Raw genomic sequence first — 12,456 nt, forward strand, 5'->3', positions numbered from 1 at the left:
GCTCCTTACACTTTCTCGACGTTGACCAGGAAGGACTTGAATTCCGGGGTCTGGGTGTTGGCGTCGCCGACAAACGGCGTCAGCGTGTTGGCGCTGAAGCCTTTCTTGGCCACTCCTTCATAACCCCAGTGAATAGGAATCCCGATCTGGTGCACCGTCTTGCCGTTGACCTGCAGCGCGCGGATGCGCTTGGTCACCACCGCCTTGGCCTTGATGTAGCCGCGTTTGGACGACACTTTCACCGTGTCGCCGTGGGCGATGCCTTTCTCCTTGGCCAGCGCCTCGCCGATTTCCACGAACTGCTCCGGCTGGGCGATCGCGTTCAGCCGCGCGTGCTTGGTCCAGCCGTGGAAGTGCTCGGTCAGCCGGTAAGTGGTGGCCGCGTACGGGAAGGCGTCGTGCTTGCCCATCTGTTCGCGGTCCGACGCGAACACCCGCGCCGCCGGGTTGGACACCACCTTGGGATGCAGCGGGTTGGTGCCCAGCGGCGTTTCGAACGGCTCGTAGTGCTCGGGGAACGGGCCTTCGGCCATCTTGTCGAGCGCGAACAGCCGCCCCAGGCCCTCGGCCTGCATGATGAAGGGGCCCATGGCGCTGCCCGGCGGCTCGTCGGCCTTGAAGTCGGGCACGTCGATGCCGGTCCACTTCTCGCCGTTCCATTTGATCAGCGTCCGTTTCTTGTCCCACGGCGTGCCGTCCGGCTTACAGGAAGCGCGGTTGTACAGCACGCGGCGGTTGGCCGGCCACGCCCAGGCCCAGCCCAGGGTGTTGCCCAGCCCGGATGGGTCGCTGTTGTCGCGGCGCGCCATCTGGTTGCCGGCCTGGGTCCAGCTGCCGGCGAAGATCCAACAGCCGGACGCGGTGCTGCCGTCCGCCTGCATCAGGGCGAAGCCGGACAGCTGCTCGCCTTTCCTGGCCAGGAACTGGCCGGGGTTCTTCGGGTCCGGAATGTCCGCCAGCGCCTTGCCGTTGAGCTCCTTGGCCAGTTCTTCCGGCTTGGGCTCGTGCGGGTCGCCGTAAGCCCAGGACAGGCTCATGATGGCCTCGGCGTTCTTGCCGCCCTCCTTGGCGTACTGCGCCTTCAGTCGGGTGAAGATGCCGGCCAGGATTTCCGCGTCGGTGATGGCTTCGCCCGGCGCGTCCGCGCCTTTCCAGTGCCATTGCAGCCAGCGGCCGGAGTTGACCACCGCGCCGTCTTCCTCGGCGAAACAGGTGGTGGGCAGGCGGAACACCTCGGTCTGGATCTCCGCGGTCTTCACATCGTTCTGCTCGCCGTGGTTCTTCCAGAAAGTGGAGGTGTCGGTGGCCAGCGGGTCCATGATCACCAGGTACTTCAGCTTGGAGAGCGAGGACACCACCTTGTTCTTGTCCGGGAAGGCCAGCACCGGGTTGAAGCCCTGGCAGAAGTAGCCGTTGATCTTGCCCTGGTGCATCAGCTCGAAGTACTGCAGCACGTCGTAGCTCTTGTCCCACTTGGGCAGCCAGTCGTAACCCCACTGGTTGTCGGCGGTGGCCTTGTCGCCCCACATCGCCTTCATCAGCGAGACGAAGAACTTGGGATAGTTCTGCCAGTAGTTCATCTGCCCGTCGGCCAGCGGCTTGCTGGTGTACTTGGCCAGATAGGCCTCCAGCGTGGGCTCCTTCTCCGACGGCATGTTCAGATAGCCCGGCAGGCTGGTGGACAGCAGGCCGATATCGGTCAGACCCTGGATGTTGGAGTGGCCGCGCAAGGCGTTGACCCCGCCGCCGGCCATGCCCATATTGCCCAGCAGCAGCTGAATCATCGCCATGGTGCGGATGTTCTGCGAACCGATGGAGTGTTGGGTCCAGCCCAGCGCGTACAGGAAGGAGGTGGTCTTGTCGTGGGCTCCGGTTTCCGCCAGGTATTCGCATACCTTGAGGAAGGCGTCCTTGGGCGTGCCGCACAGGGTTTCCACCATTTCCGGCGTGTAGCGGGCCACGTGCTCGCGCATCAGATTGATCACGCAGCGCGGGTCGGACAGGGTGTCGTCGCGCTTGGCCATGCCCTTGTCGTCCAGCTGGTAGCTCCAGGTGGACTTGTCGTAGCTGTGCTTCTCCGCGTTGTAGCCGGAGAACAGGCCGTCGTCGAACTTGAAGTCCGGGTTCACCAATAGCGCGGCATTGGTGTAGGCCAGCGTGTATTCCTTATTGTACTTGCCGGTTTGCAGCAGGTAGCGGATCACGCCTGACAGGAACGCAATGTCCGTGCCGGTGCGGATGGGGGCGTAATAATCCGCCACCGAAGCCGTGCGGGTGAAGCGCGGATCGATGACGATCAGCTTCGCCTTGTTGCGGGTCTTGGCTTCAATCGCCCAGCGGAAACCCACCGGGTGCGCCTCGGCCGCATTGCCGCCCATGACGACAATGAGGTTGGCGTTCTTGATGTCGACCCAATGGTTCGTCATGGCACCGCGACCAAATGTTGGGGCAAGACTTGCCACCGTTGGTCCGTGTCATACACGCGCCTGGTTGTCGACCGCCAGCAGCCCCAGGCTGCGGGTGAATTTGTGGGTCAGCCAGCCGGCCTCGTTGCTGGACGCGGAAGCGGCCAGAAAGCCCGTGGTCAGCCAGCGGTTGACGGTGACGCCGTCCGCGTTCTTCTCGACGAAGTTGGCGTCGCGGTCGCGCTTCATGTGGGCGGCGATGCGCTCGAAGGCCTCGTCCCAGCTGATGCGTTTGTATTCGTTGGAGCCCGCTTCGCGCACTTCCGGGTAGCGCAGGCGGTTGGGGCTGTGGATGAAGTCGATCAGGCCGGCGCCCTTGGGACAGAGCGCGCCGCGATTGACCGGGTGGTCCGGATCGCCTTCAATGTGGAAAATATCGGCTTTGGCGTTCTTGGCGCCGTCGCCCAGGCTGTACATCAAGATGCCACAGCCCACCGAACAGTATGGACAGGTATTCCGGGTTTCCGTCGCGCGCATCAGTTTATAGCTACGCGTGTCGGCCAGCGCGGTCTCGGGCATGAAGCCCAGGGTCGCGATGGTGGTGCCTGCCATGCCGCCGGCGCAGAGCTTGAAAAACTGCCGTCTGCTGACTTGCATGGGTTTGTCTCCTTGGTATGAACCTGGCGCCCTTGACCCACCAAGGGCGCATTGCTCACTCACAGCGGAAAATCTATTATCGCCCTAGGTATCAATTAGTACAAACTATTGCAGCCGATGACAGGCCAAAATTCTATGAAAAACGATGAAGCGCTGGAGCATGCGGCGCTTGAGCTCGACATTGTCGATTGCCGCGACGGCGGCGCCCAGGCCAGGCGGGACTGGGTGGCGGTGGAGACGCCGGTGGCGCTGGTGTACAACGGCCTGTCCCACGTGGTGATGATGGCCAGCCCGCAGGAGCTGGAAGACTTCGCGCTCGGCTTCAGCCTGGCCGAGGGCATTGCCGCCCATCCGGGCGAAATCTACGGCGTCGACGTCCTCCCGGGCGAACGCGGTGTGGAAGTCCATATCGAGCTGGCCTCGGCCCGCTTCATGGCCTTGAAGGAGCGCCGCCGCCAGCTGGCCGGGCGCACCGGCTGCGGCCTGTGCGGCGTGGAGCAGCTGGCGGAAATCCACCGGCCGCTGCCGCCCTTGCCGGTCACCCAAAGCTTCAGCCTGGACGCGCTGGCCCGTGCCCTGCCGGCCTTGCAGCAAGCGCAAAGCCTGTCCCAGGCCACCGCCTGCGCCCATGCCGCCGGCTGGGTGACGCCGCAGGGCGAACTTTTGCACCTCAGCGAAGACGTGGGCCGCCACGTGGCCCTGGACAAGCTGATCGGCGCGCGCGCGCGCCAGGGCTGGCGCGACGGCGCCGCCGTGGTCACCAGCCGCGCCAGCTATGAAATGGCGCAGAAGGCCGCCGCCGCCGGCATCGAGATATTGATAGCGATGTCCGCGCCCACCTCGCTGGCGGTGGAGATGGCCGCGTGCTACGGCCTGACCCTGATCGGCTTCGCCGGCCGCGGCCGCGCCAATCTGTATAGCTGTCCCGAACGTTTGCGCATGAAATCTTAAAGAGCATCCTTACGATCTCGCGAGCTAAGGCGAGACAAGGCGAAAACAGCTGAGAAAGCGCAATGTACAGGTGGTGCATGAGCATTTCGAAGTTGGTTTCAACGCGGTATCGCCGACGCGTAGCAGATCGTAAATCGGGATTTAAGGAAACAATCTGCCGGCAAACGGCATGGCTGCTACGGATTGATGCCAGGACGCGGCGCAAGCGCGGCAGCTTGCGCCGCGCTGCGCCGGCCGGGGCCGGCAGCGGGTTTTGCGATGCAGCATCGGCGGTGAATTCCGTCTTGCAATTCTTGGCAAGTTGGGGTCAGAATCGAAGCTCGACATTTCAACCCTTTCGAATATAAGAAACAAGCATGGCACTCATCGTACAAAAGTACGGCGGCACTTCGGTTGGAACCACCGAACGGATCAAGAACGTTGCCCGCCGTGTCGCCAAGTGGAAGTCGCAGGGACATGATGTCGTGGTGGTGGTGTCCGCCATGAGCGGCGAAACCAACCGCCTCATCGCCCTGGCAAAGGAGATTCAGGACTATCCGGACCCGCGCGAGCTGGACGTGGTGGTGTCCACCGGCGAGCAAGTCACCATCGGCCTGCTGGCCATGGCGCTGAAGGAAATCGGCGTGCCGGCCAAGAGCTACTGCGGCTGGCAGGTGAAGCTGGTCACCGACAACGCCCACACCAAGGCCCGCATTCAAGATATCGACGACGCCGCGATGCGTTCCGACCTCAATGAAGGCCGCGTCGTCATCGTCGCCGGTTTCCAGGGCGTGGACGAGGACGGCGACATCACCACGCTGGGCCGCGGCGGCTCGGACACCTCCGCCGTGGCGCTGGCCGCCGCGCTGAAGGCCGACGAATGCCAGATCTACACCGACGTGGACGGCGTGTACACCACCGATCCGCGCGTGGTGCCGGAGGCGCGTCGCCTGAAGACCGTCACTTTCGAGGAGATGATCGAAATGGCGTCCTTGGGCTCCAAGGTGCTGCAGATCCGCTCGGTGGAGTTCGCCGGCAAGTACAAGGTTCGTTTGCGCGTGCTCTCCAGCTTCGAAGACGAAGGCGAAGGCACCCTGATTACGTATGAGGAAGATGAAAGCATGGAAAAGGCCGTTGTCGCAGGCATCGCATTTGACCGTAACGAAGCGCGCATCAACGTCAAGGGCGTGCCGGACAAGCCTGGCATCGCCTACCAGATTCTGGGGCCGATCGCCGATGCCAATATCGAAGTGGACATGATCATCCAGAACGTGGGCGAAAACGGCGCGACCGATTTCTCCTTCACCGTGCCGCGCGGCGAATTCCAGCGCGCGCTGACCATTCTGCGCGAAGTGCAGACCCATATCGGCGCCGCCAAGATCGACGCCGACGACAAGGTGGCCAAGATCTCCATCGTGGGCGTGGGCATGCGTTCGCACTGCGGCATCGCCTCCACCATGTTCCGCACCCTGGCGGAAGAGGGCATCAACATCCAGATGATCTCTACCTCGGAAATCAAGGTGTCGGTGCTGCTGGACGAGAAGTACCTGGAACTGGCGGTTCGCGTTTTGCATAAAGTTTTCGGACTGGACCAGCCGGCGTAAATAATTTCGGATTCACGCTTGACAGGGGGCGCAGCGCTAATTAATATGGCGCTCTCTGAACGGAGAAATGGCCGAGTGGTCGAAGGCACTTCCCTGCTAAGGAAGCATACGGGCTTAAACCTGTATCGAGGGTTCGAATCCCTCTTTCTCCGCCAGTCAGCGCACCCGTAGCTCAGTTGGATAGAGTATCTGGCTACGAACCAGAGGGTCGGGCGTTCGAATCGCTCCGGGTGCGCCACTTGCTGTCCCTATAGTTTAGCGGTTAGAACACCGCCCTTTCACGGCGGTAGCCGGGGTTCGATTCCCCGTGGGGACGCCAGATTCAGAAAAGCCCATCGCGCAAGCGGTGGGCTTTTTGCGTTGCCGCGGCGCAAGGCCGCGCTCAAGCGCTTAGCTTTTGGCGGGCCGCGTAAAACACTGCTCCACCACCTGTTCGCCCCAACGCGCTCCCGCGCGCTCCTCGCTCAAGACAAAGCCGAAAGCCTCGTACAAGTGCCGCGCCGCCAGCAAGCCCTGAAAGGTCCACAGCCGGACGGCGAAGCGCTGCTGATCGCAAAACGCCATCGCCTGTTCCATCATGCGCCGGCCCAGGCCGCTGCCGCGCGCCTCCTCGTCCAGGATGAACCAGCGCAGCTGCGCCTGCCCCGGCGCGTCCGGCTCCGCCGCAATCACCAGCGAACCGATAACGCGGCCATCGCGGATGGCCAGCCACAGCTGATTGCCGGGCTGGCTCAGGCGGCCGAGGAAATCGGCCAGGCCGGTGGCCACCTGCCGTTCGAAGAAAGCGCCGAAGCCGGCGTGGGCGTGGTAATAGCGCGCATGCATGGAGACAATGCAGCCCAGCGCGCCGCTGCGGTAACCGGTTTCAATGGCGATGGGGGCCGCGGCCGGCGGGGCGTGTTCGGCGTGTCTGGCTTCCAGCGCCGCCGCATAGCAATCCAGGCCCTGTTCCACTTGCCGCTGCTGTTCCGCCGAAAGATGGAGGAGGGCGGCGCCCACCTGGCCGCGGCCGTAATCCTGCAACTGCGCGAACAGCCGCTGGCCGGACGGGCTCAAGGCCAGCAGCTTGGCCCGGCCGTCGCTGGGGCTGGCCTGCTCCAGCAGTTCGCCGCCCTGCGTCAGCTTGCGCACCAGCCGGCTGACCGTGGATTTTTCCAGCTGCAGCTTGTCCGCCAGCTGGCTGGCGGACAAGCTGCCGGCCAGGCCGATCTCCACCACCGCGTGCACGGCGGAAGCGGAGTGCCGGCTCATGGCCAGGGTGCTGCGCATGAAGCCCAGTTCGCGCACGATGCGCCGCGACGCGGAGCGGATCTGGTCGATGACAAGCTGCTGCGGCTGGGTGGGGTTCATGCGCGCTCTCCTGTGGTGGTAGTTGTAAGATACAACCATATGGTTGCCAATCACAACTAATAGCGAGCGCGCCAGCCGTTCAGAACTTGTGGTTCAACTCCACCCACCATTGGCGGCCGTAGGGCAGATAGCTGCCCACCGGGTAGTAGGGCCAGCCGCTGGTGTCGTCGCGCTTGATGGTGTCCAGCACATTGTTGACGATGAGCCCCACGGAAGTCTGCTTGTTCCACTGGTACTGGGTGCTGAAATTGGCCAGCACCGTGGGCGTCAAATTGCCGGAGCCGTTGGCTTTGGGGATCTTGCCGTAGCGGGTCAGCAGCACGGTGGACGACCACGGGCCGATGTCCCAGGTCAGGCTGGTGTCCAGCTTGTCCGGCCAATCGGTGTTTTCCGGGTCGTTCAACATATTCTTTTCCGCGTCGCCGGCAAACTGCTGGTAAGTGTGCTTCAACACCTTGGTGTAATTGGCCTTCAGCAGGAAGCCGCCCCAGTTGGCGGTTCTCCAGCGCAGCTTGCCGGCGATGTCGAAACCGCTGGTGCGCTCGCTGGCGGCATTGATCGGGTTGACCACGATCTGCTTGATCGCGCCTGGGTTGATCAAGGCATCGGCCGGATTGCGCTGCACTCGGCGCAGCGTGTCCTGGCACAGCTGGGACGACGCGTCCAGCATGCCGGCGCGGCACAGCGCCTCGTCGCGCAACAGTTTGTCGCCGCTCAGGTCGGTGACCAGATCGTTGATGGCGATGTCCCAGTAATCCACTGAAATATCCGCGCTGCTGCTGGGCGACCACACAAAGCCGAAGCCGTAGGATTTGCCATTTTCCGGTTTCAGTTCGGCGTTGCCGTTCTTCACGTAATCCGCGCCCGGCGACATGCTCTTATAGTCGCAGCTGGCCAGCGGCTGGCCGGCCTGGGCGCAACGCCAGTAATCGGTGCTGGACGAGTAATAACCGCGGCTCTGGGTCAGGAACAGGTAATTCATGTCCGGCGCGCGGAAGCTGGTGGCGTAACTGCCGCGCAGCAGCAGCGTGTTCAGCGGCCGGAATTCCAGGCCGGCGCCGTAAGTGAACTTGCCGGCGCTGCTGTCCGGCAGCTGGTAGCGGTCGTAGCGGCCGGACAGGGTCAGGTTCAGTTGCTTGAACACCGGGATGTACAGCTCGCCGCCCGCCGCCTGGCGCGAGCGGGTGCCGCCGGCGTGTGCGGCCGGCGAGGTATTGTAGAAAGCGCCCTGATTGATCAGCGGGTCCGGATCGTTGCTGAAGCCCTGGCTGCCCCATTCCAGCGTGCCGGCCAGCTTCACCGCGCCGGCCGGCAGCTTGAACAACTCGCCGCTGCCGCTCAGGCTCAGCGCCTGCAGCCAGGACTTGTTCTGGCTCACCGAGCGCCCGGCGATGCTGTCGAACTCCGCCTGGCTCAGCCGGCGGTTGAACGGCCCGGACGACGGCGCGTAAATCGGCACCCCCTTGGCGTCCACGCCCTGCTGCTGGCCCAGGAAAAAGCTGTCCGCATTGGCCAGCAGCCGCGGCGCGATGTTCTGGCTGGTGTAGATAGACGCGTTGTAGGCGGCTTCGTAACTCCAGCTGCTGTCCGGCACCGCGCCGCGCAGGCCGAAGGTCAGGTTGGCCGCCACATCGTCCCATTTGCGGTTGTAACGGCTGGCGCCGCCCATCTCCTCCGGCGACAGCAGCCGGCTCCAGGCCTCGTAGCGGCCGCTGTTCTGGTTGAGGAAATAGCCGCCGTTGCCGCCGGCCGAGGTCCAGCTGGGGCCGCGGGTATTGTTCTCGCTGTGGTTGAAGGCCAGCAGCGCGTCGCCAAACAGCTCCAGATGATCGTTAAGCGCGTAATTCAGGCTCAGATAGCCGTTCTGACTCTGGTTGGCGGTCTGCACCGTCCAGTACGAGGCCTTGGCCAGCGGGCTGGCGCAAACATTGGTCTTGCTGGTGCGGTAGGCGCGCACGCTGCCGGCGTACAAGCCGCCCAGCTCGCCGCAAGCCGCGCCGGGATCGATGAACTTGCCGGTCTTCACATCCTTCTGCGACCACACCGTGGTGGGCGCCGCGCCGTTGACGGTGTTGTCCGCCATGAAGCCGCGCTGGCGCGACCAGATCGGGTTGCGTTGGCTCAATTCCAGCGCGTAGACCAGGTTCAGCTTGTCCCAGCTCTTGCCGCCGCTCAGTTGCAGGCGCAGGTTTTCGCCGCCGTGATGCTCGCTGGCGCCGGCCTTGACGTTGACCGTAACGCCGTCGGCCTTCTTCTTCAGAATCACATTGACCACGCCGGCGATGGCGTCGGAGCCGTAAATCGCCGACGCGCCGCCGTTGAGCACCTCGATGCGCTCAATCATCGCCGCCGGGATATTGGCCAGATTGACGAAGTTGACCGAGCCCTCGTAAGCCACCGGGTAATCGGCGATGCGGCGGCCGTTGAGCAAGGTCAGCGTGTGGTTGGGCCCCAGCCCGCGCAGGCTGATGGCGTTGGCGGCCGGGGTGAAGGTATTGCCAAAGTCCGCGCCCTGGGTGAAGCCGGTGTTCTGCGCCAGATTGTTCAGCGCGTCGTAGACATTGGTGTAGCCCTGTTTTTCGATATCGGCGCCGGTCAGCACCGTGACCCCGGTGGCGCCCTCCTTGCCGGCGCGAGCAATGCGCGAACCGGTGACGGTGACGCTGTCCAGCGTGTTGCCGCTGTCGGCCAGCGCCGGCAAGGCTTGCCCTGCCAAGGCCAGCGCCAGCGCGGAGAGAGTGAAATGTGGATATGCCATCGCGGAACGCCGGCTGAGCCGGCCCTTTCTTGATTTTGGAAAACAAAATCTAGCACGATTGCATATATGTTAAAAATCTGGAAAATTAGATTGTTATTCAAATTGAGAATAATGTGATTGGAAGGATTGCGGGGGAGGGATTTGGGGGGAGGGTGCGGGGCTATGAGGACAGCGGGTGCAGCTGTCGCGGGCTTGCGTCGGCTCAGCCCTGGCGCGCTTTGGCTTTTTGGTAGGCTTGATTCTTGTCGCGATGTCCGATAGCCACCACGATGATGATGATTTTGCCGTCGTCCACCTCATAAACCAGCCGGTATCCGGTCTGGCGCAGCTTGATCTTGTAGCAGCCTTCCAGGCCATGCAGCTTGGCGGCAGGGTTGTGCGGATGCTCGGCTCGTTCTCTCAGTTTCTTGGCAAACTGCTGTCGGATTGATGGGTCCAACTTTCGCCATTCCTTCTCCGCATCCACCCGGAAAACAATTTCATAGCTCATCCAGGTCCACCTTGACGGTGGGCTGCTGCCGACGTTCCAGCACCAGCTTTGTGTCCTCAATGTCTTCAAGCAGGCTCATCATGCGTTCGTACTGGGCTGCAGGGACAAGATAGGCCTCTGGGCGGTTGTGATTCAGGATCACCACCGGATGCCCTGCGGCCTCGCGCATGATGCCGGCAAAATTGCGCTTGAGCTCGGTGACGCTGACGGCCACATCGGCAAGTACCAAGTCCATAATTTCTCCCTAGTCAATGTCAATTTAGATGCCTAATATAGCATTGATTTTGTTGTGGAGAACTACCTGTCCGGCAGTGAACTAGAGCCGGCAGGCCCCACTCACCTCTTGAGATTTCTAAGCTGCCCATCCGGCAGAGAACGAATTTGGGCGAGGTGATGGATTCGGGGGACCTTTCTAAGCTGCCTATCCGGCAGAGAACGTGCGCTACAGCAAAGAACGCGAAGTGCGCCATTTCTAAGCTGCCTATCCGGCAGAGAACCTCACCGTCGACGATCAGCTTGTAGTAGCTGATTTCTGCTGCCTATCCGGCAGAGAACCACCGGCTGGCTATCCAGGCCGGGTGCGCCGATTTCTAAGCTGCCTATCCGGCAGAGAACATATTTGCGTCCAGCGCCTGGCGCAAGGGACTTTTCTAAGCTGCCTATCCGGCAGAGAACGGCATGGTCTGCACTTCCGACGACGCCGACTCTTTCTAAGCTGCCCATCCGGCAGAGAACTCCTTGCCGCCGTTGGTCGCGGTCAGCGCCTTTTTCTAAGCTGCCCATCCGGCAGAGAACTGGCGCGGATCTGCGAAATCCAGCTGCTGCCCTTTCTAAGCTGCCCATCCGGCAGAGAACACCGAGCGTCAGCGTCTTGCTCCGTCCCAGGTTTTCTAAGCTGCCCATCCGGCAGAGAACACGATGAAACGCAAGGGGGCCGAGGCCGCCAATTTCTAAGCTGCCCATCCGGCAGAGAACGTCCACCCGCGTCTTGCGCGCCAGCAGGTCGCTTTCTAAGCTGCCCATCCGGCAGAGAACGAATTTTTTGCGCTAACGAGAAAACTTGGCTGTTTCTACGCTGCCCATCCGGCAGAGAACAATGCGATGGTGGGCGCCCTGGGCGGCTTCATTTTCTAAGCTGCCCATCCGGCAGAGAACACGGATGGGGCATTGCGGTGGGTCCGCAACTTTTTCTAAGCTGCCCATCCGGCAGAGAACAGCGCGGAGCGCACCAGAGCGCCGACGCCCAATTTCTAAGCTGCCCATCCGGCAGAGAACCGCCGCACGTCCCAACCTGCTGACACGTAATCTTTCTAAGCTGCCCATCCGGCAGAGAACAGACGGTCTACATCTATGGCTACGACCGTGATTTTCTAAGCTGCCCATCCGGCAGAGAACGAGCTGTACCCGTACAAATCGCAAATCACCTTTTTCTAAGCTGCTCATCCGGCAGAGAACACTGTTCGGACCGCGGCACGTTGCTGGCATTTTTTCTAAGCTGCTCATCCGGCAGAGAACGAGATGTTCGCGGTTGAGCTTTTCAGGGCTTTTTTCTAAGCTGCTCATCCGGCAGAGAACTAGAGCCTTTCCCCCGCAAACCCGCGCCAGCGGGGGAAAGCATCGCTTTCCCCAATAAAAACCCTTTTCTCACACCCCGCGCCAAGCCCTTGATTTAACAGGCTTGGCGGTGGGGTGTGAAAAAAAGGGTCAGAACCACGGCACGGTGGCGTCGGGGCTGAGGCCGAAGGCGTTGAAGCGGCCGCCGTGGGTGGCCGGGGCTGGGCGCTGCTCGATGTGCAGCTGATAGCGCTGGCCGGTGCTGGCGCTGTTGAGGGTGAGGAAGGGCTGGGTCAGCCGGCGGGCGGCGCTGTCCGGGAAGCGCTGCGCGGCCTCTTCCGCGCTGATGCCCAGCCGCCGCACCAGCCGGCGGCGTTCCTTGTCCGGGTTGGTCTTGGCCTGCTTGCGCCGTACCTGCCAGGCTTCCGCCTGCGGCGGCACCGGCTGGATGGCGGCTAGCGCGATGTGGTCGCGCATGCCGCTGAGCCAGTCGCCGGCCATCAGCCGCTGCAAGGCGGCGTGGCCGCCGTGCAGGCGCAGGGTGTCGCCCAGCGCGGCGGCCGGGGCCGCGCGTGGGAAGCTGACACCGATGTCGTCGCGGCCTTGCTCGCTCAGCGCGCGGTGCAGCTTGGCGAACAGCGCGTTCATCAGCAGCGTGGGCGCAAACTCCGGGTCCGGACGCAGCCGGATGTCCAGGTAGTGGTCCAT

8 protein-coding genes, 3 tRNA genes and 1 CRISPR repeat array are annotated in these 12,456 nt (G+C 62.8%); of the genes, 5 read left to right on the forward strand and 6 right to left on the reverse strand.

Features of this window, described 5'->3' with window-relative positions; all coding sequences use genetic code 11:
* Positions 1 to 5: 5 nt before the first annotated feature.
* The gene (gene fdnG, locus JW897_RS03405) at positions 6 to 3,062 is read right to left on the reverse strand and encodes a formate dehydrogenase-N subunit alpha (protein WP_205465156.1); all 3,057 of its coding nucleotides are present in this window, start codon (positions 3,060 to 3,062) and stop codon (positions 6 to 8) included.
* 135 nt (positions 3,063 to 3,197) lie between these two features.
* Here fdnG and fdhD point away from each other — a divergent pair, with 135 nt between their 5' ends.
* The 5 genes from fdhD to JW897_RS03430 all read left to right on the forward strand — a co-directional run bounded on the left by fdhD (position 3,198) and on the right by JW897_RS03430 (position 5,915).
* Positions 3,198 to 4,013, forward strand: coding sequence for a formate dehydrogenase accessory sulfurtransferase FdhD (fdhD, locus tag JW897_RS03410; protein ID WP_205465157.1), 816 nt, complete (start codon positions 3,198 to 3,200; stop codon positions 4,011 to 4,013).
* 356 nt (positions 4,014 to 4,369) lie between these two features.
* Complete coding sequence (locus JW897_RS03415; RefSeq protein ID WP_048414282.1) at positions 4,370 to 5,596, forward strand: aspartate kinase; 1,227 nt, start codon at positions 4,370 to 4,372, stop codon at positions 5,594 to 5,596.
* 61 nt (positions 5,597 to 5,657) lie between these two features.
* Positions 5,658 to 5,751, forward strand: a tRNA-Ser gene (locus JW897_RS03420).
* 6 nt (positions 5,752 to 5,757) lie between these two features.
* Positions 5,758 to 5,834: transfer RNA gene (locus tag JW897_RS03425), tRNA-Arg, on the forward strand.
* Between the two features lie 6 nt (positions 5,835 to 5,840).
* Positions 5,841 to 5,915, forward strand: a tRNA-Glu gene (locus tag JW897_RS03430).
* Positions 5,916 to 5,986: 71 nt separating this feature from the next.
* Here JW897_RS03430 and JW897_RS03435 read toward each other — a convergent pair.
* The 5 genes from JW897_RS03435 to cas6f form a co-directional block, all read right to left on the reverse strand.
* Positions 5,987 to 6,946 carry a bifunctional helix-turn-helix transcriptional regulator/GNAT family N-acetyltransferase gene (locus tag JW897_RS03435; protein ID WP_205465158.1) on the reverse strand — a complete coding sequence of 320 codons (960 nt, stop codon included), beginning with the start codon at positions 6,944 to 6,946 and terminating at the stop codon, positions 5,987 to 5,989.
* 79 nt (positions 6,947 to 7,025) lie between these two features.
* Positions 7,026 to 9,704: a TonB-dependent receptor plug domain-containing protein gene (locus JW897_RS03440; protein WP_205465159.1), complete on the reverse strand. Its 2,679-nt coding sequence runs from the start codon at positions 9,702 to 9,704 to the stop codon at positions 7,026 to 7,028.
* A gap of 202 nt (positions 9,705 to 9,906) precedes the next feature.
* Positions 9,907 to 10,194, reverse strand: a complete 288-nt coding sequence (locus tag JW897_RS03445) for a type II toxin-antitoxin system RelE family toxin (protein WP_048414285.1) — start codon at positions 10,192 to 10,194, stop codon at positions 9,907 to 9,909.
* Positions 10,184 to 10,429, reverse strand: a complete 246-nt coding sequence (locus JW897_RS03450) for a type II toxin-antitoxin system Phd/YefM family antitoxin (RefSeq protein ID WP_048414286.1) — start codon at positions 10,427 to 10,429, stop codon at positions 10,184 to 10,186. Before JW897_RS03450 ends, JW897_RS03445 begins: the two co-directional genes overlap by 11 nt.
* Before the next feature lie 352 nt (positions 10,430 to 10,781).
* Positions 10,782 to 11,769: direct repeats of the CRISPR family, unit length 28 nt; unit sequence TTTCTAAGCTGCCCATCCGGCAGAGAAC.
* Positions 11,770 to 11,898: 129 nt separating this feature from the next.
* Positions 11,899 to 12,456, reverse strand: a complete 558-nt coding sequence (cas6f, locus tag JW897_RS03455) for a type I-F CRISPR-associated endoribonuclease Cas6/Csy4 (RefSeq protein ID WP_205465160.1) — start codon at positions 12,454 to 12,456, stop codon at positions 11,899 to 11,901.

Source organism: Chromobacterium alkanivorans (assembly GCF_016937655.1).
Classification (GTDB): Bacteria; Pseudomonadota; Gammaproteobacteria; order Burkholderiales; family Chromobacteriaceae; genus Chromobacterium; species Chromobacterium alkanivorans.